Genomic DNA, 24,310 nt, shown 5'->3' with positions numbered 1-24,310 from the left:
CCGGGCCCACGTATTTATAGGTGACAGGGACGCTCAGGCAGCCCCCGAGGATAAAGGTGCTTGAGGCCGCAGGGGCCATAGCGGACGGCAGGGTGCAGCTGCTCAACACTGTGAGCCCCGACGTCCTTGAGGCCGTTGTGACCAGCAGCGAGGGCGACAGGAGGTATCACGTCAAGGTAGTTAAGGAGGGGGACCACTTCAGGGCGTACAGCGACGACAACGGCACTAAGCTGAGGGGCTACGTGGGCTACCCCATAATATCAGTCCTCATGCTGGCCGGCGTAATAAAGAGGGACCCTGAGGTGGAGCAGGCCCTGAAGGGCATAGACTGGAGGAGGCTTAACGAGACCTACAAGAAGTACGCGGTGGTTGAGGACCTGGTGCTTAAGCAGGCCGAGGCCAGGGTGCCCAGGGAGAGAATCGAGGCCTACAGGGACTCAGTTATGAGGGCGCTGAGGGGGCTCAGGATAGAGTTTGACGGGAGGCTGGCTAACGCTTAAAAAAGACTTGAGGCTCGAGCGTCTGGGGTAGGGGTTGATAGACCCTGGAGTGGCCCTGGCCGCCCTAGGCATAACCCTGCTCGAGCTCTCCGAGGCAGCGGCGGTTGGGGTTGCGGTCTACGCCGAGCTCAGGAGCGCGCTGGCGTCCTTCGGCGCCATGGTTGCCGGCGAGGCCCTGGTGCTGGTGCCCACGTTCGTGGCGGGCAAGGTCATAGAGGAGGTGCCCGTGACCTACGTCCGCCTGTTCTCAGCAACCCTCCTCCTGTACTTCGGCCTCCGGCTGGCCAGGAGCACGAGGAGGACCGTGCTGAGGTCGAGGAAGGGGGCCGCGGCCTCCGTGGCCTCGGAGCTCTCGGAGGGCAGGGGGCTGGCCGCCACCGCCTTCAGCGTGGGCGCCACGGAGGCCCTCGAGGCGGCCATTGTTATACTTGCACTGCTGCCGGAGAGCTACGCCTCCGCCGCCCTCGGCTTCGCCGTGGGCGCGGCCCTGGTTGCGGTGCTCGCCTACTTCCTGAAGCAGAACATACTCAGGATAAGGGTGGCCCTGCTCAAGAACTTCGTCTCAGCCATGCTCCTCACCTTCTCAGCCTTCTGGTACACTGAGGCCTTCTACTCGCCCAGCGACCTCCTGCTTATACCGATATTCGCTGTTGCCTTCCTGGCGGTCTACGCCTACGCCAACAGCTGACCCCCGCCCTGAGGGCGAGGCCCCGCGGGCCAGCGAGGGCTGTGAACGCTTCACATAAAATCCCTGGAGGCCAAGTGTTAGACAGGCAGCGCGTTTGAAGGCGTCCCCAGAGGACTGCGCCGAGGAGCTTGAGGGGATATACCTCACTTCAAGGGTCTACAGGGCAAGCGTCGAGCTGAGGGAGGCCCCGAGCCCTGAGGTGACCGGCGGCGAGGTCTCCCTGCTTGTCAAGAGCGTCCACGAGCCGAGCATAGACGAGGTGCCCCTGCTCAATGCCCTCCTGGACTCCTTTGACTTCGCTGAGATCTACGAGTACGAGCGGGTGGCCGAGGTGCCGGAGGGCGACAGGACTGAGCACATGGTGAAGTTCATACTTGACGCGCTCTCGAGGAACAGGGGGCTCATAATAGTGGCCCCGGACCTCATGAGCGTCTCCCTGGCCGGCAGGCTGCCCGACGAGGTTGCAGAGGAGCTTGACAGCGCCGGGGTCGCAGACGTGAGCGTCACTGCCGAGAACACCCTCTACCTGCCCCTGCCCGACGCGGTCGAGGACTCCCCGGTGGAGATAGTGGCCAAGGCCAACAGCAGGAGCAGCTACGAGAGGGTCTCGTGGCTTATGGAGGAGGCCAGGAGGAGGGGGCTGAACGTCAGGGGGCCCACGTTCATGCCTGACAACAGGTCCGTGATGGAGTATGTCACCTCGACGGGCTCCAGGGGGTACGCCTACAGGGTCCCCGTGACCAAGCTTGCCGCCATGCTGGTGGCATTCGACAGGTGCTCTGAGCAGGGGCTCGTGGAGGAGGTCAGGAGGGCCGAGACGAGCACGCACACCGTGTACGCGCTGAGGGTGCCCGAGGAGTACTCAAGGAGGCTCCTGGGGGCGCTGAGCGAGCTGCAGAGAAGGTACTCAGGGGCCCCGCTGCTGAGGCCGTCTCCAAAACTTCAGCCCCTGCTCGAGAGGGGCCTCAGGGAGTCCATGGCTGAGCTCATGAGGAGGCTCGGCGCGTTTTAGTGTAACAGCAGGTCCTTGTACTTCTCCACGTACTCTATGCTCGTCTTCAGGTCAGCGAAGAGCTTCGACACCTGCTCCACGTCGGACGCCTCGACCCTGCTCGACCCCCTCCTCTCGGCCGCGAGCTTGGCCGGCTGCAGGAGCTGGACCGCGTACCTAAGGCTCCTCTCCGCCCCTATCTTGGTGAGCGCGCTGAGCGCGTCGTCGCTCAGCTCAACTTCCTCCTCCTCGGCCCTGACCCTTATTATCTCCCTTATCTCGTCCTCGCTGTATGGTTTTGTAGTTATTATCAGCAGCCTGTCCAGCAGGTCCCTCGGCATGCCGTGGGGCGACACCTCGTCGGTGCCCCTTACTGTTGTCATGCCCCTGTTGGTGGCCAGCACTATTATCGGGGCGAACTCTCCCTCCATGGCCTTCGTCAGGAAGCTGAAGGCCTCTATGTCGAGCATGTGGGCGTCATCTATGAACATTATCCCAGGCACGAGCTCCGCCTTGCCCTCGTCCCTCAGCTTCTTCACAAGCTCGTCAGTCCTGGACCTGACCTCGTCGCTTATCGCGGACTCCTCCCTCAGGAAGCCGAATATAGTGAAGGCCGCCCTCTGGGCCGCTATCGAGGCGTCTATGTCGTGAAGCGTGAGGGTCCTGACTATCTCCCTCCTGGACCTGACCCTGCCGCTCGGTATCTCAACGTTCTCAGTGACGTCTATGTCATAGCTAACTGCGGCCTTCTCCTTGACCCTGCCGAGCCTCCTGACCTCGCCCGTGTTGACGTCTATCATTATCACGTCCCCCTTCCTTATGCCGAGCTCCTGGAACTGCTGCGCGACCTCTGGGCCCACGGTGAAGGTGCCCGAGTCGTCCCTGGTCTCGAGGGTCACCTTGGCGCCCCCGAGGACGGGGTAGGGGTAGAACGGCGAGGTCCTCTTGAGGTACTTGAGGTCCGTGACTACTCCCGTGACCACCTCCCTCTCGTCCCTCATCCTGACGCCCACGGCCCTGCGCATGGCCTGCATCAGGAACTCCGTCTTGTTCTCGGCCGCCAGGACCTCGGAGCCGTTTATCGCCACGAACGGGGTGTCCTCGCCCAGCTCCCTGGCCATGGCGACGGCTATTGCTGTCTTGCCGGTGCCGCTCGGGCCTACGATCAGCACCCCCTTGCCGCCCAGCCTGCCCTGCTTCACCATCTCAACGACGAGGCCCGCCGCCTCCCTGGCCTCCGTCTGGCCTATCATGCCGTCAGCTACCCTGAGCGCCTTGCCGTTCTTGTCAAGCCCGAGCCCCCTTATGTGGCTGTGAACTGATGACCACTTGGGCTGCCTCACGGGCGTTATCTGTATTTCGGACATGTCGCACACCGTCTCCATGGTTGTCCAAGGGGCCTTTAAGCTTTAGTAAGGGCTGACGCGATTCCAGTGCATGAGGCCTTCAGCGGAGGGCAACGTAGGCGCCGAGGACCATTATTCCAAGGCCGAGGGCCTGGAGCGGGTCCGGGGGCTCCCCCATGACGGCCTGTATCCCGGCGGCTGCGGCGGGCACCAGGTAGCTCAGCAGGGTGACCCTGGAGACGCTCATCCTCTCGAGCAGCCTGCTCCAGGAGAGGAACTGCAGCGCCCCTCCCATGGTGGAGGCCCAGGCGAGGCTCGCGATGAGGGTCAGGTTAAACCTGACAGGGGAGGGGTCGAGGGCCACGAAGGGGAGCATCATGACCGTGCCGAGCAGGAACATGGAGAGGTTAACCGAGCTCATGTCAACGCTCTTGCCCATCTTAGCTATCTTCCTGTAGAGCACCGTGTAGCCGGCCCAGAGGACGGTGTTAAATAGCGTCAGGCCAACGCCGAGCGCCGTGTTCCTGCCCCTTATGGACTCGACTGCGTAAAGGGACACCCCCACCGCGCCTATGGCGGTGCCGGCGGCCCCCCACTTGTCAAGCCGCTCTCCAAGCGCGAGGAAGCCCATTATTATTGCCACGAACGGCATGAAGTAGCTCAGGCTAGCTGAGGTCGCTGGGAGGACCAGCATGAGTCCCCAGGCCCAGACCACGGAGCTCGCGGCCGCCAGGAGGGCCACGTACCTGTTGAGCGTTAGCGACCTGGTCAGCGCCAGCAGCACGGCAGCCGACAGGACGAACCTGAGCACTGTGTACTCGAGCGGCTGGGCGTAGGCCAGGCCTGCCTTGACGAAGAAGTAAAGCAGGGCTGAGCCGACGACGTAGAGTCCCAGCCAGCCCGCCGACGCCCTGTCCAAGCCTTACCCTAACAGCGCTGGGCCTTCTCACACATTTAAAGTGGTCGCTTTACAGTTAAGCCGTGGGCGTCGTGAGGAAGGCCTCCCTGGGCTTCATGGTAGAGGCGGCCCGGGCCTTAATAGCGGGCTGCAGGGAGAGGGGGCTGAGGTGCAGGGACCCGCCCCTGGCCACGTCACGGCTCCTCTCCAGAATTGGGCTTAACCAGTACCAGGCCAGGGCCTTCTGGAGCGACGCCAGGGAGGCCTCGGGCCGCGAGTACGTCATTTACAGGTACCGGGGGGCCTCCTTCTCGCTGGGCCTGAGCGTCGTTGAGTCCGAGCTGCTCCACATAGACGGCTGGCTGCCCGCCGACTACTTCGACTGCAGGCTCATGGGCGACGCGTGCTCCAGGTCCCCCAGGGGCAAGGCGCTCTACGCCTACGTGTCAGGCTTCATAGCAGGCGGCAGGCTGAGGGTCAACTCTGTTAACCTGCTGAGGATCCTCGACATGACGGTCCCTGGCCTTGTTGACGAGCTCCTCGACGGCGTGAGCGACGTAATATGGGGCAGGGGGCACGAGAGGCTGGTGAACGCAGTCCTGAAGGCCACGGGGCTGGACAGCATAAGGATAGTCCTCCCGGCGACGCCCGAGGACGTGGAGGACCTGCTCAGCCTCTCGCCGCTCCTGGCGAGGCTGCTTAAGGGCTAGGCCTCCTCCTCTTCCTCCTCTTCCTCCTTGCCCCTCTGCCTCGGCGGCTGGGGCGGCTGCGGCTGGGCCTGCCTTGAGGTCGACGAGAGCCTCTCGAGCCTGAGGCGCAGCACCCTCTCCGCCTGCTCCATTATGCCCAGCAGGTCGCCGGCCTCGCCTATGTCCCCCTTATCCATCAGCTCCCTGAGCTTAAGGCTTGCAAAGTACTCCAGTCGCTTTATGGTCTCGTCTATCTCCACCTCTCGAGCCTCCTCGTCGCTGCTCACTATGTAGACCTTGCCGTGGAGCGGGCAGACGACGTCGCCGCTCTTAAGCCTGAAGAGGGGGAGGCCGCATATGGGGCAGGTCTGCTCCAGCATGACCCCGCCCTGCGCCATGAGCTGCGTCATTATCTTGATTACCTTAGGGTCCTTCCTGGCGTCGTACTTGTTTCCCTCCTCACCCATACTCTTTCCCCGACAGCTGTGTCCCCTGAAGTTAAAACGCTAAGCATACTTACGAGCAAAGCTAATCTGTCTGGGAGGCGGTAGCCCTGCCAGGCCACAGGATGGAGCTGCCCAGGAGGTCATCCAACCTGGGCGTCAGGTGGAAGTACGCTGTGGTGGCAGGCCTGATAGTCGCTGCCTTAGTGCTCGCCCTGAGGCTGGCCCCGGCGACCGCGAGGCGCCAGTCCATGATAACAGTGACCACGGGGCAGCAGCTGGCCTCGGCGCTGAACACGAGCAGGCCGGTGCTCCTCATATTTGGGGCCACCGACTGCGTCTACTGTCACGTACTGGACCCCTACGCTGAGCAGTACGCCCAGGCCCACCCAGGCGTTGAGGTGGTCAACGTTGAGCTTAACCTGCTCTACTCCAACGACCCAGGCCTCGTCGAGAGGCTGGTCTCATATTATGACATACAGGGGACCCCCACGGAGCTGGTGATATACCACGGCATGGTCTACGGCTACCACGTGGGCATATGGCCCCCTCCCACGGCTGACCAGCTGCCCTACATAGAGCAGTTCGTCAACAGCTCCCTCAGCGGCAGGCCAATAGCCCCGGCCCTCAGCGTCGGCCCAGCGCCGGCCGCCGCGGGCAGTCCAACCTCAGACCTGAAGTACGTGAGCCCCGCGGCAGCCCTTGGCGTGGGGGCCCTTGCTGCTGTGAGCCCGTGCAGCATACCCATGCTGGCGCTTTACTCCGCCTCCTCGAGGAGGAGGGCCCTGTCCAGGATGGCCCTTGAGCTGGCCCTCATGACCCTCGGCGTCGCCGCCTTCGGGGCCCTGCTGGCCAAGGTGTACTCCCTGTCGCCCCTCATAGAGTCCTCGCTGGAGGGCTTCGCCGCGGGCTTCTCCGCCTTCCTGGGCTACGAGCTGCTGAGGGGCAGGGTTGTCATGCTGGGCGGCCCAGCGGCCGCCTTTGCGCCCCTTGCCGGCCTAGAGTGCTCCCTCCCCTTCTTCGTGGCGGCCATCTCAGCTGTGGCCGCGGCGGGCCTAACGACGGCCATCATGAGCTCCATAGCTTTTGGCGCCGGGTACTCGGCCGTATACGTCGGCCTCTCGGGGGCCGTGGGCAGGGCCATGTCGCTGAGCAGGAGGTACGGCACGGTGGCCGGGCTGACGCTGGTGCTCATAGGGGTCCTGCTGTTCGTCTACGTCGTAGTGGTCTGAGCAGTGCTTTTTGGCCTCCCCTTAAGCCCTAGTCGCGGTGGTCCCTTGACAACAGTGGTAGCAACCCTGGCGGGGGAGCTCGGCATAAAGGGGAGGCCCACGAGGGCCCACATGGTCAACGAGCTCATAAGGAACGTCTCAGCCACGGTAAGGCTCAGGTCGTGGAGGGCCTACGGGGGCACGCTGGTGCTGGAGGTTGACGGCGACCTGCCGGCCCTCTCGAGGGTCTTCGGCATAGCTCACTACTCCGCGGCCACCCCGGTCAAGTACGAGGACCTCCAGGACCTGACCAGGAAGGCCTCGGCCCTTGTAGTGGAGGACGTCAGGGGCAGGAGGTTTGCCGTGAGGGCCAGGAGGGCAGGCGGCGAGGACAGGTTCACCAGCATGGACGTCAACAGGGAGCTTGGGGCTGCCCTGCTGCAGGCCTCAGCCGGGGTTGACCTTGAGAGCCCGGAGGTGACGGTGTACGTTGACATAGTCGAGAGGGGCCTGGCGTACGTGCACACTGGCCTAGCCGAGGGCGCCAGAGGGCTTCCTGTCGGCGTCGCGGGCAGGACCGTGGCCCTGGTCTCAGGGGGCATAGACTCCCCGGTGGCAACGTGGATGATCATGAAGAGGGGCGTCGTGCCGCTGGTGCTTAACCTGTCCATAGGAGGGGAGGAGCACAGGAGGGCCGTGCTTGAGGAGGTCAGAGCGCTTAGGGCCTGGTCGGGACGCCACGACATAAAGGTGTTCTTCGTAGACGGCATCCCGGTCATGAAGGGGCTCGCCGAGGTCAGGAGGGAGCTGAGGGTGGTCACCCTCAAGAGGGTCCTCTACAGGCTTGCCGAGGCGCTGGCCATCCGCGAGGGGGCGCACTCCATAACCACTGGCGAGTCCCTCTCCCAGGTCTCCTCGCAGACCATGTGGAACCTGGAGGCAGAGGAGCACGGCATAGAGCTGCCAGTGCTGAGGCCCCTCATAGCCATGGACAAGGACGAGATAGCTGAGGTCGCGAGGAGGATAGGCACCTACAGCGTATCAGCTAAGGTGCCGGAGTACTGCGCGATAGCCCAGGCCTCGACCACGAGGGCCAGGGTCGAGGACGTCATCAAGGCGGAGCAGGCTATGAACCTCGACTACAGGGAGCTCGTAAAGAGCGCTGAAGTGGTAAAGGTCAGCCCTGAGGGCCAGAGTACCTAGAGGCCTCCCTCTCGTATGCCCTGACCACGTCGTCAAGGGTCACTATGCCCATGAACTTGCCGTTGTCCTCAACTATCGCGTACCTAGAGTTGGTCCTTGACATCATATTTATGGCCTCCTCAAGGCTCGAGTCTGGCCTCACGTGCCCCGGCTCGGGCCTCATGTACTTCATCGCTGGCTCCTCGGGCCTCCCCTGCCTCAGGTCAACAGAGTTAACTATGCCGAGCACCCTGCCCAGCGGGTCCACCACGGGCAGCGACAGGAGGCCCGCTGACGCTATGACCTGGAGGGCCTCGGAGACCCTGGCGTCCTGCCTCACGTAGAGCTGCCTCGGGGGCACCTCGGCCACCCTGACCTTCCTCAGCACGGGTATTGCGTACTCGCCGGCGTGGACCGGCGACCTGGCCCTGCTCTCGACCTGCTCCCTCAGCAGGGTCGGCCCCCTGAACACTATCATTGCCACTGCCAGCGCTATCATCTCGCCCGGCAGCAGCGCCAGGCTGCCCGACATCTCAACCGTCATAAGCATTGAGCTCACTGGGGCCGAGCTGGCCGCCCCAAAGGTCGACAGCATGCCAACTACAACGAAGGGGCCGACCTCCCTGAAGAGGCTGGGCGAGGCGAAGTGAAGGGCCTCCCCGAACGCCAGGCCGGTGAAGGCGCCTATGTCAAGCCCTGGGGCGAAGACGCCGCCCTTGGCCCCGCTCCCGAGGGTAAGCGATGTGGCGAGGACCTTTGAGAGGGGCAGGAGCAGCAGGGCAAGTACAAGGGGCAGCAGGGTCACCACCTGGCCGCCCCCCATGAGCGACCTGACCCAGCTGAGCCCCTCGCCCATGTCCTCAGGGAACAGAATGACCAGGAGGCCGACCAGCGCGCCTCCCAGGGCTGCCCTGACGAAGGGGTTCGCCAGCGACCTGAACAGCCTTGAGAAGTAGTTGAGCGACCTGACGTAGAGCATTGCCATGCTCCCCGTTATCAGGCCCAGGACTGCGAAGAGGGGGAGGTAGAGCGGGTTGAAGGGGCAGCTGCACAGCCCGAGTATTGGGGAGAAGCCCGTGACGGAGCCGTATATTACATACGCTATGCTTGACGCTATGAGCGACGGGTATATGACCTCAGGCTCCATGTCCCTCCTGTAGAGCAGCTCTGCGGAGAGTATGGCGCCTGCGAAGGGGGACTTGAAGACTGTCCCTATGCCAGCCCCGAGGCCTATGGCCACCGCCCTCCTCCTGTCCTCTGCGCTCATGTTCATTATCCTGGAGAGCCACTGCGATATTACAGCCCCGGCGTGCGACGCTGGCCCTTCTCTCCCGGCGCTGCCCCCGAGGCCTATGGTTATCGCCGACGAGATGATCGCCGCCGGGGCCTCCTCAAGCCTCATCCTGGCGTTCCTGTGGTAGGCCTTCACCGCAGGGTCGCTGCCCACCTCAGGCGTCCTCATTGCAAGTGCAACGAAGAGCGAGAGCGGGAAGGCGGCCACGAGCACCAGGGGCATCAGGAGGAGCCACGGGAGGGAGGCGTAGTACTGGTGGAGCGTCATGCCCCTCTCGTTGACATGGAGCACGTCTAGCAGGACAAGCCTGCCGAGGGCGTAGACCTCGAGGTAGTAGAGGGCCAACGCCATTAGGCCCACTGAGATCCCTATAACTATGCCAGCTATGAACCACCTCTCGTAGTAGGGCAGCTCTGATAACCTCAACGTCGGCCCCGCGGTAGACCTGGAACTGGGGTATAAAAGTGAGGCCGAAGGGGCTAAGGCCAAGGGTAACGATAAAAGCTTGGGGGACACGGGGGCCTCGGAGACCGGCATGCCCAGGAGGCTCAGCTCCAGGCTGTCCTCGCTGGCCGCGTCGCCAATGAAGATAATAGACTCGCTTCTGGGCCCGGCAGGTGCTGACGTCATAAGGCTGCACGCTGGGGAGCCGAGCCTGCCCCCTCCCCTTGAGCTCGTGGACTCCCTCGTTGACGACCTGAGGAGGCCGGAGAGCTACGCCTACGCGCCGACCAGGGGCCTGCCGGAGCTGAGGGAGGCCGTCGCCGAGGAGCTGAAGCGCGACGGCACTTCTGTCAGCTTCGACGAGGTAGCCATAACCCCCAGCGGGACCTCAGCCATATTCTCAGCCATGTCCGTGCTCCTGGACCCCGGGGACGAGGTCATACTGGTGGACCCGACGTTCATGATATACAGGCCTGTCATAGAGTACCTGGGCGGCAGGGTGAGGTGGGTCAGGGCGAGCCCCGAGAGGGGCTTCCAGCCCGACCCGGATGCAGTGGCCGCAGCCATAAACGACAGGACTAAGGCGATAGTCCTCGTTGACCCTGACAACCCAACTGGCAGGCTCCTTGACCCCGACATAGGCAGGGCGATAGCTGAGCTGGCCCAGGACAGGGGGGTCTACCTAATGGTTGACGAGGCCTACAGGAGGATAGTCTACGAGGGCTCCTACAGGAGCGTCCAGCCGTACGCGCCTGACAGCGTGATAGGCCTGGGCACCTTCTCCAAGGACCCCGGCGTCCCCGGCCTGAGGCTCGGCTACATCTACGGCCCCAAGGACTTCATAGACGCATACGCCTCCTTCAATGGGCACGCCTTCTTCGGGGCTTCAAACATGTCACAGCTCTACGTCCTGCGTTACCTGAGGTGGGAGGGGAGGGAGAAGTTCATAGAGTCCGTGGTCGCCGAGTACAGGAGAAGGAGGGACGCTGCAGTAAAGGCTATGAGGAGGTACGTGCCCTCGGCGAGGTTCACGGAGCCCCGGGCCTCCATGTACCTCTACGCCGACCTCTCGCCGCTGGTCAACGATGCTGAGTCCTTCGCCTCAAGGCTGGCCTCAAAGTACAGGGTCACGGTGATGCCTGGGACTGCCTTCGGGCCGGCCAACAGGACCTTCATAAGGGTCACCTTCGTCAGCCAGCCGCCGGAGAGGCTCGAGGAAGGCATAAGGAGGATTGGGGAGGCCCTGGGGGAGGCGGGGCAGTAGGAATTTATCTATCTTAGGATACTTAAGGCAATAGGGTGCCTCTGACGATTAGGATTAACCTTCCAAAGCAGGAGGTGAACACATTCTACTCGTTCCCTGACTTCGCGCCGCCCGAGGAGCACTGCAGGGGTCTGGCGTGCTACGCCGCCAGGTCCCTTGACCCTGAGGCCTGGAAGAAGGCTGTGGCACAGCAGCCGCCGACCTACTGCCTCGGCAAGTGCTACGCCGGGCCCTCAAGCACGCTGACCGGCGGCGCCCCTCACGTCGAGGTCAGGTCCAGGAAGGCCATAGTGCTCAGGCACATAGTGGACGGGCCAGTCAAGTCCCTCAGGGACTACCTGGCCAGGGGAGGCATGAGGGGCCTGGAGAGGGCCCTCTCCATGCCCCAGGCCGAGGTCATTGATGAGGTAAAGAGGTCCCAGCTCAGGGGCAGGGGAGGGGCATACTTCCCAACGGGCCTCAAGTGGGAGTCAGCCATGAGGCAGGCGGCGCCCGCAAAGTACGTCATTGTCAACGGGGACGAGGGGGACGCGGGGGCCTACGTGGACAGGTTCCTCATGGAGTGGGACCCATACCTTGTTATTGAGGGGGCCCTCATAGCTGCCTATGCCATAGGCGCAGGCAGGGTCTACTTCTACATAAGGAGGGAGTACCCGGGCGCCGTCGCAGCCGTCAGGAGGGCAGTAGAGGAGGTCAGGGAGGCCGGCTACCTGTCGCCCCCTCTGCCGTCTGAACTTGAGGTCCACGTTGGCAGGGGCTCCTACGTTGTGGGCGAGGAGACGGCTATGATAAACGCCATAATGGGCAGGAGGCCCGAGCCAACCCCGAGGCCTCCTTACCCAACCGAGAGGGGGCTATTCGGCATGCCGACAGTTGTGAACAACGTGGAGACGCTCTCCAGCGTCCCCTGGATAGTTGAGAACGGAGGCGATGCCTACGCGGAGCTCGGCTTCAGCAGGAGCAGGGGCACCAAGGTGCTGAGCCTGAGCTCAACGTTCTCGAGGCCTGGGCTCTACGAGGTGGAGTTCGGCGTCAGCCTCAGGGAGGTGGTCTACGACATGGGAGGGGGAGTGAGGTTCGGGAAGCTGAAGGGGGTGATGATCGGAGGCCCCCTGGCCTCCCTCATACCCTCTGAGGAGCTTGACGTGAAGCTCGGCGTGGAGGAGCTGAGGGCCATAGGGGCCAGCCTGGGCCACGGCAACGTCATAGCTTTCAGCGACGACACAAGTGTCGCTGACATGCTACATGAGGTCCTGCTGTTTGCCTCCTTCGAGTCGTGCGGCAAGTGCTTCCCGTGCAGGCTCGGCACGGCCAAGCTGGAGAGGATGTTCAGCAAGGGCTACCTGACCGAGGAGGAGGCCAGGGAGGCGATGAGCATAGCTAACACCATGGCTGTGGCCAGCCTGTGCGGCCACGGGCAGGCCGCCGGGCAGGCGGTGGCGGTCACGCTTAAGAAGTTCTGGAAGGAGATAGTGAGGTGATCAAAGTGCCTGTTAAAGTGATAATCGACGGAAGGGAGGTCGTGCTGGAGAAGCCCACCACCATACTCAACGCCGCCAGGAGGGCGGGCATAGACATACCCTCGCTCTGCTACGACGAGAGGCTCTCGCCCTACGGCAGCTGCAGGCTGTGCCTCGTGGAGGTCAAGGGCAGGGGGCTCGTGACCGCCTGCACGACGTACGTGCAGGACGGCATGGAGGTCTCAACGGAGACCCCTGAGGTGGTCGAGCACAGGAAGGTCATACTTGGCATGCTCGCGGAGAGGCACCCGAGGGACGCCAGGGGCAGGCTGGCGGAGCTCTTCAAGAGGTACGGAGTAGAGCCTGGCGGCGAGGAGAGGCCTGAACTAGTTGACGACAGCCACCCGCTCCTCCGCTTCGACTTCAGCAGGTGCGTCCTCTGCTACAGCTGCGTCAGGGTGTGCGACGAGTACATAGGGAGGCTCATATGGAGGGCCATGTACAGGGGACAGCAGACCGTGGTCATCCCGGAGACGGGCAAGTTTGGCACCAGCTCGTGCATAAGCTGCAGGGCGTGCGTCGACGTCTGCCCCAGCGGGGCCATAGTGGACAAGGTGATGTCCTCGTCCGTGCCGGACCGGTGGGGCGAGACCGCGTGCTCCATGTGCTCGCTCTCGTGCCCTGTCAGGGTCGGCCTCTCGGGCTCCAGGCCCGTCTACGTCGACGGGGACAGGGGCCAGCTCCCCTTCTCCGCGGAGTGCCTCAAGGGCAAGTACCACTGGGAGGACCTGGTCTACGTGCCCGAGAGGCCCGAGGGGCCCAGGGTCAGGTCCAACGGCCTGTGGTCAAAGGCTGGCTGGGACGACGCCCTGAAGGCCGTGGCCCAGGGCCTCAGGGAGGCCGTGAGGGACGGAGGGCCAAGCTCGGTGGGCGTCATAGTGTCCTCCAGGCTGACTGCCGAGGCCTACTACCTGTCCCAGCTTCTGGCAAGGGCGGGCCTCGGGACCAACAACGTCGACACGGCGTCGACCCTCCTCCCGTCAACCGGGGAGTTAACGCCAATCGGAGGCCCCCTGCCAACGGTGCCCTTCACCGCGGTCCAGGACGCCGACGTGATAGTTACCATAGGCCAGGTTGAGGAGTACCACCCGGCCCTGGCCTCAGCGATAAGGAGGCAGTCGCTCCAGGGGTACTCGAGGCTGGTGGTCATATCAACTAAGGACGACAAGCTGTCGCGCTTCGCCGACGTCTTCGTAGAGTCTGGTCAGGAGCACATGCAGGCCGCCGTAAGGGCCGTGGAGGCCTCGCTAGCCGAGGGAGGAAGGGTTGACGTGGCCGGGGCCTCAAAGTACCTCCCTGGCGCCGCGTCGCTGGCGTTGAGCCTCAGGTCGCTGGGAGGCTCGAGGGCCTCGAGGCAGGCCGGCGTCGACGAGGGGGCCGTGAGGGCCGCAGCTGAAACCATAGCCTCGGCCGGGAGGCTGGTCATAGTCTCAGAGCTTGACGGCACGCCAGGGGTCGCCTCAGAGTCGCTCAGCCTGGCAGCCCTTTCAGGTGCCCTGAGCAGGGAGGGCTCGGGCCTCCTGCCGCTGCTCTCATACTTCGACAACTACGAGGCCGTGGCCTTCGGCGTGAGCCCCTCAAGGCTGCCTGGAGGCCTAAGGCTCGACGAGGCCAGGGGGCTGGAGGGGGCCTGGAAGGTCAGCGTGCCAGGGGAGCCGGGCATGAGCTCCGCTGAGATGATAGAGGCCGCCAGGGACGGGAGGCTCAGGGCCCTGGTCATCATAGGCTACGACCTGGCCTCGCCATCGCCCATGAGGGAGTCGATACTTGAGGCCATGTCGAGGGTCCCGCTGGTCGTGTCCATATCGCCCGCGGCCGGGGTCGGCGTGAGCTACGCCTCAAAGTTCCACCTGCCCCTGGCCTCGCACGTCGAGGAGGAGGGGGTCTACGTCTCAGCTGACGGCAGGCTGACGCTGGCCAGGGGCAACGTGGTAATTAATAACGCCATGAGGGGCTGGGAGGTCGCCTCAAGGCTCCTGGAGGCCCTCGGCTACCAGAGGAGGTACTCGTCCTCCAGGGACGCCTGGGACGAGCTGAGGTCCCTGGTGAAGGCGCCGCTGCCCGACTACGACTCCATGGCCAGGGGGCCGGCCAAGGTCGACCTGAGGCGCATGGCGGCGTAAGCGCCCTCAGTTAAAAACCTGCGACGCCTACCATGACTGGGCACTGCGGTTGGGCAGCTGGGAAGAGGACGAGTGTTACGAGTTCAGGAGGGAGCTCGACGAGCTCTTCGAGAGGGTGTACAAGGACGTAAAGGCGGGCAGGTACGACTTCCTCAGGAACGCCATAGACATAGACGTGGTCAAGAGCATATACGTGGACAGACCCCACGAGATCATAGTTATACCTGACATGGGCAAGCTCAACAGGAGGGCCGAGGTGCTCATATACGTGGACCCCATGTCCCTGGCGGTCACGGGCACCAAGGGCGAGTGCAAGTACAACAGGGTGGCTGACCACAACAGGGTGAGCTTCTACAACAGCCTCCTCGAGTACCTGGACTACCTCTCGCAGAGGCCCGAGCTCCAGGTCAAGGGGGTCGGGCAGAGGACCAGGTCGGTGATGTCGATAGCCCTGGACAGGGTGAACTGACCTCTAACGTGTAAAGCATTAGTGAACTTTGCTACTTTAGTCTCGTCAGACATGATAAAGAGGGCTTAATGATCACCCTATTAAATAAAATAGGTATTACAGCTTTACCTCAAGAACGTGGAAAAATAAAAAGAAGGAGCATCAAATGTCATGTAGGGGCAAATGAGCCTTGCCAGGCCTCTGCCTCTACGGCACTGTGCTTAACTCGGTCAACACGGTCGAGGCCTCCATAAGGAGCGTCTACAGGCCCGACGCCGAGATAGTTGTAGTTGACGGAGGCTCAAGGGACGGAACCTACGAGAGGCTCCTCGAGCTGTCCAAGGACTACAACGTGAAGGTGTACAGGCTGCCTGGATCCACCAGGGGCAGGGGCAGGGACTACGCGCTGCGCATGTGCCCAGAGGGCTCATACGCCGCCTACTTCGACCTTGACGACGAGTACAACGCGTACTTCCACAGGGCGATAGAGTGGGGGATGGCAACGGAAAGCCAGAGGCCGCTGTACTACCTCGTGAAGAGGGACTACGCGATTGCCAGGGGAGGCTGGAGGGACCTCAACTACGCCGAGGACATAGAGTTCTTCACGAGGGTCGGCTTCGACTACTACCTGCCCCTGATAACTTCGAGGCCCGTGGTGAGGCACTGGAGCAGCGGCCGCGCTGAGGCGCAGAGGTACGGGCGCGGCTCCATTTCAAGGGCCCTGAGGCTCATCAGAATGACGATAGACGACATAAGGGGAGGCGCATACAGCTTCACTGAGTTCGCGTCCACCATAAGGAGGGCTCACTACAGGCTTGCGTCGCCCCTTGTCTACGCGGCCGCCGCGGCTATGGGCATATACAGGAACGCCGAGGGGGTGAGCAACAAGGTAGCGTACTTCAGGGCCGTCCTGGAGAGGCTGGTCAACCCAGTGGAGGCCATAGGCGCAGACCCAGCTGACGTCATAGTTATCGTTGAGTACCTCCCCGCCCTCAGGCTCGGCCTCGGCTGGGCAGCTGGCAGGATCGCCGCGGCTGGCCTGAGCCCGCTCGTGTGCAAGATGGACACCAGGGACGCCCTTGTGGGCGTTGGAAGTGAGGAGGCAGTGCGCAGGTGGCCCAGGGCCCCCCTGCACAGCTGTAAGACGATAGCTGTGACCTCGCCTGCCCCTACACTTTCATCCAGATCATTCCACGATCACTCATGATGCTAAGCCCCTGCGATTTGCTCAGTCGCTGTGGCAGGCGAGCCTTGGGGCTCCCTTAAGCTAAAGGCAGGGGCCATGTCTCCAGCTTTCCTTAACAACAAGCATACAATGTAACGACACTCCTTGGCCTGCGATGTTAAAGGCGTAGGATCAAAAACTTTTTTGCTAATACACAACTAATTAATTTCCAGCCGCCATAGCTACCTGGGACCCGCTATTGTATCGCATACTGGGTAGGGCTGGGAGTACAGCCCTGCTGATGGGCAACGAGGCGGTGGCCAGGGGCTTCCTAGAGGCTGGCGGCGGCTTCGCCGCGGGCTACCCTGGCACGCCGTCAACTGAAGTAATAGAGTCGCTGGCCGAGGTGGCCAAGGAGGCAGGCATCTACGTCGAGTGGAGCTCCAACGAGAAGGTCGCCGTTGAGGCCGCATATGGCGCCTCCCTCGCGGGAGTGAGGAGCATAGCGACAATGAAGCACGTTGGCCTCAACGTTGCCGCGGACGCCCTCATGAGCATAGCCTACACCGGGGTCAGGGGCGGCATGCTGGTCTTCGTAGCAGGGGACCCGAGCATGTGGAGCAGCCAGAATGAGCAGGACGACAGGTACTACGGCCTCATATCGTATGTGCCCGTGCTGACGCCCAGCGACCCGCAGGAGGCCAAGGACCTCACCGTGCTCGGCCTCGACCTCAGCGAGAAGTTCTCGCACCCGTTCATGATGGTCAGCACCACCAGGGTGTCCCACACGAGGGGACCGGTGGTCCTGGGCCCGCTGAGGCCCCCCAGGACCGCAGGCAAGTTCGAGAGGGCCAGGGGCCTCACGCTGGTGCCAGCTGTGGCGAGGGAGCAGAGGGAGAAGCTCATATCCAAGTGGGAGGACATAAGGAAGACCTTCGCTGGCCTCGGCCAGTTCAACAGGGTCGAGGGGGACGGCGACGTTGCCATAGTAACTGACGGCGTCGCCTACGGCTTCGTTAAGGAGTCCCTGTCCGAGCTCGGCCCAGAGGCCGACAAGGTTAAGGTGGTCAAGATAGCCACGCCGCTGCCCTTCCCCAGGTCGTTCGTGATTGACGCAATATCAAACGTCAAAAGGGTTCTGGTAGTTGAGGAGCTTGAGCCCGTGGTGGAGGGCCAGCTAAAGCAGGCCCTCGAGGAGGAGAGGCTGACGCCCGAGGTCCACGGCAAGGACCTCGTGGGCCTGGCCGGGGAGCTGACGCTTGACCGCGTCAGGAGGGCTGTGAGGTCCTTCCTCGGCCTGCCCGTGGAGGAGCCGAGGCTCTACAAGGTAGACCTCCAGATACCCCCCAGGCCTCCCGCCTTCTGCCCGGGGTGCCCGCACAGGGCGACCTTCTACGCCCTGAGGAGGGCCGTCAACAGGCTGAGGCTCAAGGCAATATACAGCGGCGACATAGGCTGCTACAGCCTGGGCCTCTACGAGCCCTTCAGGGAGCAGGACATAATTATTGAGATGGGAGGGAGCGTCGGCGCCGCCAACGGCCTGGCCCACGCCGCCCAGGACCAGGTGCCCATAGCGATAATCGGCGACTCCACCTTCTTCCACGCCGGGATACCCGGGCTGATAAACGCCATGTACAACAGGGCCCCCATGCTCCTGCTGGTGCTCGACAACAGGACCACCGCCATGACCGGCGAGCAGCCCGACCCAGGGTCAGGGGTCACAGCCATGGGAGACGAGGCGCCAGTCATAAGCATAGAGGGCATAGCTAGGGGCATAGGCATAGAGAAGGTCGTGACCTTCGACCCATTCGACATAAACGGGGCCACGAACGCGATGGCCGAGGCGCTGGAGTACGTGGTCAAGGAGAGGAGGCCCGCGGTTGCAGTGGCCAGGAGGGCCTGCGCCCTTGACGCCCTGAGGAGGGCCAGGAAGGCCAAGGTTCAGGTGCCCCTCTACCAGGTCGAGGACGACAAGTGCACGGCCTGCGGCATATGCTACAACGCCTTCTCGTGCCCGGCCATATTCGTCAAGGACGACAGGAAGGCCTGGATAGACCCGAGCCTGTGCACCGGCTGCGGGGTCTGCGCTGAGATATGCCCGTACAAGGCCATAGTTAAGGTCGTCCAGGAGGGCAAGGGGTGGGAGGAGGCATGGATGTGAGCCGCAGGAGGATAAACATAGTCATGACAGGGGTCGGGGGACAGGGGCTCATAACGGCCGCCAGGATCCTCGGCGAGGCGGCCGTGGAGGGCGGCTGCAAGGCGCTGGTCGCCGAGACCCACGGGCTGAGCCAGAGGGGAGGGGCCGTGGAGGTCCACGTGAGACTTGGCGACGTCTACTCCTCCCTCGTGCCCAGGGGGGAGGCGGACGTGGTGCTGTCGTTTGAGATGATAGAGGCCGTCAGGGGGGTGCCCTACCTAAGGCAGGGCGGAGTGCTGCTGACAGCAGATACGCTAATGATGCCGCCCACGCCTGGCCTCAGGCCGCTGAAGAGGCAGCAGATAGAGGCCGCCCTCAAGGGGGCCGGGGTGAGGTACGTGGTGATACCGGCGAGGGAGGCGGCGGAGAAGGTCGGGAGCTACCTGGCAGAGAACATGGTAATGCTTGGCGCGCTAGTGGGCACCGGGGCCCTGGACGGCTTCGTTGAGCCGGAGAGGATAAGGGCCAAGGTGCAGGAGCTCCCCATGGCTGACAAGAACCTGGCGGCGTTTGAGGAGGGCATCAGGCTGGGCTCCCAGGCGAGGCTCAGGCCTTAATTAAGCTGTCAGCTTTTATATTTCCCGTCACCTTTCCTTATGGTGTTACATTTGCGCATATCATATTATGACACCTCCCTGGCAGGCGTCCCCATGGGAGGCCTCGGCACGGGCTCCTTTGAGATAGGGCCTGACGGCAGGTTCAGGGAGTGGCTGATATTCAACAACAGGCCCTGGGCAGGCTACGGCCAGCCCCAGTGGTTCATGACTCCCGACGACCTCGTGTTCTTCCTGAGGATTGAGCCCGAGGGCCAGGAGCCCATCCTGAGGGGCCTGTTCACCGGGCTCTGGTACGGCTCGGCGGAGGACTACACCTACAGGGGCTGCGGCCCGTGGGTCGTGGCTGAGCCGTACCACCTGCCCTGGGCCAAGGGAGTTGAGGGCGTGGAGATGGACGTCAGGTACCCAAGGGTGACGCTGAGCTACAGGGACTCGCTGCTGGACGAGCTAGGCGTCGAGGTCAGCCTTGACGCCTACTCGCCCCTGCTCCCGGGAGACCTGAAGGCGTCGTCAACGCCGGCAGTCATACTTAGGTTCAGGGTCACCAACAGGGGGACGTCCAGGGTTAAGGTATCACTAATGGCCGTGGCCAGGAACCTGGCCAGGTCAGCCGGGGGCAGGCCGTCAAGCGAGGTGAGGGAGGGGCCGGACTGGACAGCAATGATAATGAGCGCCTGCTGCGTCGACGAGAGGCACCCCATGGCAAGGGGGGCCCTGGCGGTCGCCTCGCTGGGCCAGCAGTCCTCAGGCGCTGTGGGGTCGGTTGACTCCTCCAACAGGCCGCAGCTCGTTAACCTCCTGAGGAGGCTCCTGGTTGACTTCAGGGGCGACGGGACCCTGACGGGGCCCTCAAGCATGACTTCAGACCTAGACGTCTTCTCAGCCGTGGCCACAAGGCCTATAGAGCTGACGCCTGGGTCCTCGGAGGAGCTCTACTGGGCCATAGCGTGGCACTTCCCCAACCACATAGACGCCTCGGGCCAGAGGGTGGGGCACTACTACGAGAACTTCTTCGGCAACGTGGAGCAGGTGATCTCTTACATCTTTGAGAACAAGCACGAGCTGACGGCCAGGCTGGAGGCCTTCTCGAGCGCTATGTACGACGCGTCATACGACGACTGGGTCATAGACCTGGTCACCGCCCAGCTGACGAGCATCCCGAAGCTCTCCTGGCTCACGAGGGACGGCCACTTCGGCCTGTGGGAGGGGGGACCTGGGTGCTGCGGGCTCAACACGGTTGACGTGGTCCTCTGGGCCTTCGCCGGGGTCATCAACATGTACCCTGAGCTGGTAAAGGTTGCAGTTAAGGACGTTGTCAGGCACATACTCAGGCCTGACAAGCACTACTACTACGAGCTCTTCGCCCTCGGCTTCCATGAGAACATGAGCCTCTACAGGGAGATGCTGAGGAAGGACCCATCGATACAGAACGACCCAGCTAAGTTCTCTGAGGCCATAGCTGAGGTCGTGAGGAGGACCGGCAAGGACCCGACGGGCAGGGTGCCCCACTCGTTCAGGGCGTCCTTTAACCTGATAGACAGCTACGACAGGAACGACCTCATGCCCGAGTTCCTGCTCATAGCCCTCCTGCCATATTACGCCACGGGCGACAGGGAGTACCTCAGGTCGCTCTGGAACGATGTGCTGACAGTCATAGATGGGACCAGGAGGCAGCACGACAGCAGGGGCACGGGGCTCATAGAGCACTACATGCCCTCAGACTACGAGGGCCTCTCAAGGGTGGCCCAGGACGCGGCGGAGAAGGGCCTCGTGCCTGGCTTCTACGGCGGCAACGTGGTCAAGCTGCTGTTCTCAGGCCCCGAGTTCGTCATGAACTCTGTGAACACGTTTGACACGTTCAGCCTCCTCGGCGTGGCCTCCTTCACCGGGGACCTGTGGGCTGCCTCCCTAAGGGCAGCAGCCGAGGCGGCCTCAAGGGAGGGGCTGGCGAGGGCCGAGGAGCTGAGGCAGCTTTCACTAAGGGCCTACGAGAGCATGGTGAAGCTGCTTTGGAACGGCAGCTACTTCGACGACTGGTACGACCCCGAGAGCGGCCTGAGGGACAGGGCTATACTCTCGGCGCAGCTCACGGGGGAGTGGTACCTGCAGGTGCTCGGCCTTGGCGACGGCGTTGACAGCGAGAAGGTGAGGTCGGCGCTCAGGGAGGTCTACAGGGCCAACTTCAGGAGGTGGGAGGGGCTCCTCAACGGCACCTACCCGGGCACCCCAAGGCCATCGATGGTGGGTGACGTAGAGGAGCCTAACGGAACCAAGATACTGAACAGGGTGTCGTCGCAGGCCGACACGCCGTGGACCGGGGTGGAGTTCGGCGTCGCCTCCCAGATGCTCTACGAGGGCATGGTCGAGGAGGCCATGGAGGTCCTCAGGTCGATCCACGACAGGTACCGCTCCTGGGGGCTCTACTTCAACCACCTTGAGTGCGACGGCCACTACTCCAGGCCGCTGGCGGCCCTCGCAATACCTAACTCCATCGCCGGCGCAACCTATGACGGCGTCCGCGGTGAGCTTGCAGTAGCGCCGAGGCTCGGAGGCCCCAGCTTCAGGGGGCCAGTGATGGTAGCTGGTAACCTGCTCAGCGTCAGCTACAGGAGGGAGGGCTGCAGCGGCTCGATAACGCTGAAAGCCGTTGAGGGTCCAGGCCTCAGGCTCTCGTCGCTAAGGCTTGACTTCAAGGGCTGCAGGGCGTCAGTGAAGTACAACGGCTCAGAGGTCCCGCTGAGCTACGTTAAGGACGGCGAGCTGGGGCTCTCGAGGGAGCTAATGCTGAGGCCGGGGGACCTGCTTGAGGTTAGCCTCGGCCAGTGAAGCTTTTAACTCAAGTGAGGCAGCGACAGCGGGGCCTTAGCTTGAACAGGCTTAGGCTCGTCGCCTGGAGCCTCTCGGCCTTATACCCTCCCTTCCTGTTCCTGTCAGTCCTTGACGTCCCGCGGCCCCTCAGCCTCGTTGCGGCCGTAGTATCAACCCCTATCTTCTTCGTCACCTTCTACCTGCTGGCGTCTTACTCCGAGCTGGGAGGGAGGAGGACCCTCTACTTCCTCGCGGCCTCGGCGGCCATATCGTACGCCTTCGAGTTCCTGGGGGTGCACTACGGCCTCCCCTTCGGGAAGTACTACTACACGAAGGGCCTCGGCCTCAAGGTGCTTGGGGTGCCGGTCTACATACCGCTGCTCTGGGCCTCCCTGGGCTTCTACTCGCTGGCCGCCACTGGCAGCTACCTCGCGGCCTCCCTGGCAATGGTGGCCATGGACCTAGCCTTTGACCCCTTCCTGACCATAGAGGGCCACCTCTGGGTCTGGCAGACCAGGGGGCCATACTACGGGGTGCCCATAACTAACTTCATCGGCTGGTTCGTGGTCTCCATGGCGTTCTACTACGCCTACGACGCGCTGGGGAAGGCCAAGCCAAGGCCGCGGCTAGTCTCCAGGGCCTTCTACCTTGAGTACGTGGCGGCATGGTCAGCCATGGACTTCGTCTCAGGCCTTTGGCTTGCAGGGGCCGCGGGGCTCCTGGCGGCGTCCCTGGCCCTGGCCCTTGGAGCCCTCACAGGAACTTGAGGCCGCTGGCCCTGCTCCCCCTGGCTATGAGCGACAGGAACACTATGTCAAGCACCATGGGCGGCAGCGCGGCGACCAACGCCATGGAGGCCAGCAGGCCCCAGTCTATGGTTGACTCCTGTATTGCGGTCAGCGCGTATATGGTTACCGTCTGGGCCCCCTGGGGCGGGAAGCCGAAGTTGTACGGGGTCGCCGAGAATATCAGCGGGTAGAAGAGGGCGTGCCAGGCCCCCACGGCGGCCAGCAGGAAGGTTGAGAGGAGCACGGGCCTGGAGAGCGGGAGTATGAGCCTCCTGAACTTGCCCTTTATGTTGAACAGGTCAGCGACCTCGTCGTAGGCCTTTGGGAGGTCAACGAAGAAGCCGTTCATTATCCACAGGGCGTAGGTCACGTAGCCGAGGGGCATTGCCGTTATAAGCGCCCACCAGGTGTTGAGCAGGTGCGCCTTTGCAAAGGCTATGTAGAGGGGTATGACGAACGCCATGGGGGGCAGGACGTAGAGGTAGATGGAGAGGGGCAGCAGCCAGCCCCAGGCCCTGCCCCTGGCTATCTCATATGAGGCCCCGGAGGCCAGGAGGACCGCTATTACCCCAACTGCCACGCTGACGACCACGCTGCTGACCATGTAGGGCACCGAGCCCCTGAGAGCCTGCACGAAGAACGCGCTGGTGAACTTGACGGGTATCATGATCGGGGGCGACCTGAAGTCAAGGGTGTTGGGCCTGAATGCCACGAGGAACATCCAGTATATGGGCATTACGTTGAAGAACAGTATGACTGAGAGCACTGCCAGCATTATCCCCTTGAACACCGGGTCCGGCAGCCTCACGCTGACCGCGGGCAGCAGGGCGCGCCTGCTCCTCAGGACCCTGAAGAGGGCTATGGCCGGGACTGTCGCCAGGGCGGCTATGGCGGCCGCTATCAGGGCCCCTGCGGAGTAGCTGTTGAGGTTGTACACGGCCTCATAGGTGAGTATGCCCAGCGTTGTAGTAGCGTAGCCCGGCCCTCCCCCGGTGAGCACGTAGGGCGCGTCGAAGGCGCCGAAGCTGAAGGCGAGCTCTATTATGAAGGCTATCAGTATGGCCTTGCTCGCCAGCGGTATGGCCACCTCGCCGTAGTACCTTGAGAGGCCTATGTTGTCTATCATGGCGTTCTCCCTTATCTCGGGCGGTATGGACCTGAGCGTCGCGTATATTATTATGAAGGGGAACGCTATTGCGCCCCAGACGCTGACAAGTATGACGCCGTAGAGCGCCGTGTTAGCCAGGTAGAGCGGGTCAAAGCTTATGTGGAGCAGGTAGGTGAACCACCCCCAGCCGCCGCCGTAGAGGCTTATGGACCATATGAGCGCCGCCGAGACGAAGGGCACCGTGTGCGGGAGCACCGTCAGCAGCGAGAGCGGCCTCTGGTACTTCACGTCAAGCATGTCAACGGCCACGGCGGCCACCAGGCCTATCAGGGTGCCGAGCACTGAGGTGGCCACGGCAAGTATGAAGGTGTTGAGGAACACCTGGCCCACGGGCACGAGCCTTAGGGCCACCAGGGCCGAGCGGAAGTCAAGGCCGACCAGGGCGAACGTGGCGAAGAAGGGGACTACCCCAAAGGCCGTTATGTAGGCCACGTAGGGGGCCGTTAAGCGCAAGCAGCTTCCCAAGGAACTGGGGGACAGGGATATTTTAAGCGTAGCATGGCCAAGAGGGCTCCCCAGGCCCGCGGCGGGCCCAGAGCTTAAGGCGGCAATTTTCCTACTGGTCCCCCATACGGAATTTTTA

General features: G+C 63.0%; 20 protein-coding genes. 15 read left to right on the top strand and 5 right to left on the bottom strand.

What is annotated here, in order from left to right:
• The first annotated feature begins 20 nt into the window (after positions 1-20).
• The 3 genes from ASAC_RS03190 (at position 21) to ASAC_RS03180 (ending at position 2,200) form a co-directional block, all read left to right on the top strand.
• The gene (locus ASAC_RS03190) at positions 21-500 is read left to right on the top strand and encodes a hypothetical protein (RefSeq protein WP_013266545.1); all 480 of its coding nucleotides are present in this window, start codon (positions 21-23) and stop codon (positions 498-500) included.
• Between the two features lie 34 nt (positions 501-534).
• Positions 535-1,188 (top strand): hypothetical protein, encoded by a 654-nt coding sequence (locus ASAC_RS03185; protein WP_013266544.1) that lies wholly within the window; start codon positions 535-537, stop codon positions 1,186-1,188.
• A 94-nt stretch (positions 1,189-1,282) separates the two neighbouring features.
• Entirely contained in the window at positions 1,283-2,200 is a 918-nt protein-coding gene (locus ASAC_RS03180; RefSeq protein ID WP_013266543.1) for a hypothetical protein, read from the top strand.
• Here ASAC_RS03180 and ASAC_RS03175 read toward each other — a convergent pair.
• On the bottom strand, positions 2,197-3,546 hold the full coding sequence (locus ASAC_RS03175) for a RuvB-like helicase (RefSeq protein ID WP_013266542.1): 1,350 nt from the start codon (positions 3,544-3,546) through the stop codon (positions 2,197-2,199). The genes ASAC_RS03180 and ASAC_RS03175 overlap by 4 nt on opposite strands.
• A 79-nt stretch (positions 3,547-3,625) precedes the next feature.
• Entirely contained in the window at positions 3,626-4,444 is an 819-nt protein-coding gene (locus ASAC_RS03170) for a DMT family transporter (RefSeq protein ID WP_013266541.1), read from the bottom strand.
• Between the two features lie 62 nt (positions 4,445-4,506).
• Between ASAC_RS03170 and ASAC_RS03165 the strand changes: the two genes are divergently transcribed.
• Positions 4,507-5,133 (top strand): hypothetical protein, encoded by a 627-nt coding sequence (locus tag ASAC_RS03165; protein WP_013266540.1) that lies wholly within the window; start codon positions 4,507-4,509, stop codon positions 5,131-5,133.
• On the opposite strand, the gene ASAC_RS03160 is transcribed toward ASAC_RS03165, so the two are convergent.
• Complete coding sequence (locus tag ASAC_RS03160) at positions 5,130-5,522, bottom strand: Sjogren's syndrome/scleroderma autoantigen 1 family protein (RefSeq protein WP_420805107.1); 393 nt, start codon at positions 5,520-5,522, stop codon at positions 5,130-5,132. The two genes, ASAC_RS03165 and ASAC_RS03160, sit on opposite strands and share 4 nt — an antisense overlap.
• Positions 5,523-5,680: 158 nt before the next feature.
• Between ASAC_RS03160 and ASAC_RS03155 the strand changes: the two genes are divergently transcribed.
• The gene (locus tag ASAC_RS03155) at positions 5,681-6,787 is read left to right on the top strand and encodes a thioredoxin family protein (RefSeq protein WP_013266538.1); all 1,107 of its coding nucleotides are present in this window, start codon (positions 5,681-5,683) and stop codon (positions 6,785-6,787) included.
• A 54-nt stretch (positions 6,788-6,841) separates the two neighbouring features.
• A complete protein-coding gene (locus ASAC_RS03150) occupies positions 6,842-7,969 on the top strand; it encodes a tRNA sulfurtransferase (RefSeq protein WP_013266537.1) in 1,128 nt (375 codons plus the stop codon).
• On the opposite strand, the gene ASAC_RS03145 is transcribed toward ASAC_RS03150, so the two are convergent.
• Entirely contained in the window at positions 7,944-9,668 is a 1,725-nt protein-coding gene (locus ASAC_RS03145; RefSeq protein WP_013266536.1) for a chloride channel protein, read from the bottom strand. The two genes, ASAC_RS03150 and ASAC_RS03145, sit on opposite strands and share 26 nt — an antisense overlap.
• 79 nt (positions 9,669-9,747) lie before the next feature.
• Between ASAC_RS03145 and ASAC_RS03140 the strand changes: the two genes are divergently transcribed.
• From ASAC_RS03140 to ASAC_RS03100, 9 genes are all read left to right on the top strand, one after another.
• Positions 9,748-10,950 (top strand): pyridoxal phosphate-dependent aminotransferase, encoded by a 1,203-nt coding sequence (locus ASAC_RS03140; protein ID WP_013266535.1) that lies wholly within the window; start codon positions 9,748-9,750, stop codon positions 10,948-10,950.
• Positions 10,951-10,985: 35 nt separating this feature from the next.
• Entirely contained in the window at positions 10,986-12,431 is a 1,446-nt protein-coding gene (locus ASAC_RS03135; RefSeq protein ID WP_013266534.1) for a complex I 51 kDa subunit family protein, read from the top strand.
• 5 nt (positions 12,432-12,436) lie between these two features.
• Positions 12,437-14,593, top strand: a complete 2,157-nt coding sequence (locus ASAC_RS03130; RefSeq protein ID WP_013266533.1) for a 2Fe-2S iron-sulfur cluster-binding protein — start codon at positions 12,437-12,439, stop codon at positions 14,591-14,593.
• Between the two features lie 49 nt (positions 14,594-14,642).
• Positions 14,643-15,062 (top strand): hypothetical protein, encoded by a 420-nt coding sequence (locus ASAC_RS03125; protein WP_013266532.1) that lies wholly within the window; start codon positions 14,643-14,645, stop codon positions 15,060-15,062.
• A gap of 169 nt (positions 15,063-15,231) precedes the next feature.
• Positions 15,232-16,248, top strand: coding sequence for a glycosyltransferase (locus tag ASAC_RS03120; RefSeq protein WP_013266531.1), 1,017 nt, complete (start codon positions 15,232-15,234; stop codon positions 16,246-16,248).
• A 217-nt stretch (positions 16,249-16,465) separates the two neighbouring features.
• The gene (iorA, locus tag ASAC_RS03115; protein WP_013266530.1) at positions 16,466-18,367 is read left to right on the top strand and encodes an indolepyruvate ferredoxin oxidoreductase subunit alpha; all 1,902 of its coding nucleotides are present in this window, start codon (positions 16,466-16,468) and stop codon (positions 18,365-18,367) included.
• Positions 18,358-18,963 carry an indolepyruvate oxidoreductase subunit beta gene (locus ASAC_RS03110; protein ID WP_013266529.1) on the top strand — a complete coding sequence of 202 codons (606 nt, stop codon included), beginning with the start codon at positions 18,358-18,360 and terminating at the stop codon, positions 18,961-18,963. Before iorA ends, ASAC_RS03110 begins: the two co-directional genes overlap by 10 nt.
• Before the next feature lie 51 nt (positions 18,964-19,014).
• Complete coding sequence (locus tag ASAC_RS03105; RefSeq protein ID WP_158303783.1) at positions 19,015-21,789, top strand: GH116 family glycosyl hydrolase; 2,775 nt, start codon at positions 19,015-19,017, stop codon at positions 21,787-21,789.
• A 41-nt stretch (positions 21,790-21,830) separates the two neighbouring features.
• Positions 21,831-22,538 carry a carotenoid biosynthesis protein gene (locus ASAC_RS03100; protein ID WP_013266527.1) on the top strand — a complete coding sequence of 236 codons (708 nt, stop codon included), beginning with the start codon at positions 21,831-21,833 and terminating at the stop codon, positions 22,536-22,538.
• Here the strand turns inward: ASAC_RS03100 and ASAC_RS03095 are convergent.
• Entirely contained in the window at positions 22,525-24,180 is a 1,656-nt protein-coding gene (locus ASAC_RS03095) for an ABC transporter permease (RefSeq protein ID WP_148217120.1), read from the bottom strand. The genes ASAC_RS03100 and ASAC_RS03095 overlap by 14 nt on opposite strands.
• Positions 24,181-24,310: the final 130 nt, after the last annotated feature.

The organism is Acidilobus saccharovorans 345-15 (genome assembly GCF_000144915.1).
Classification (GTDB): Archaea; Thermoproteota; Thermoprotei_A; order Sulfolobales; family Acidilobaceae; genus Acidilobus; species Acidilobus saccharovorans.
The sequence above is the reverse complement of the archived record's forward strand: the minus strand, read 5'-3'. Positions and strand labels throughout refer to the sequence as shown.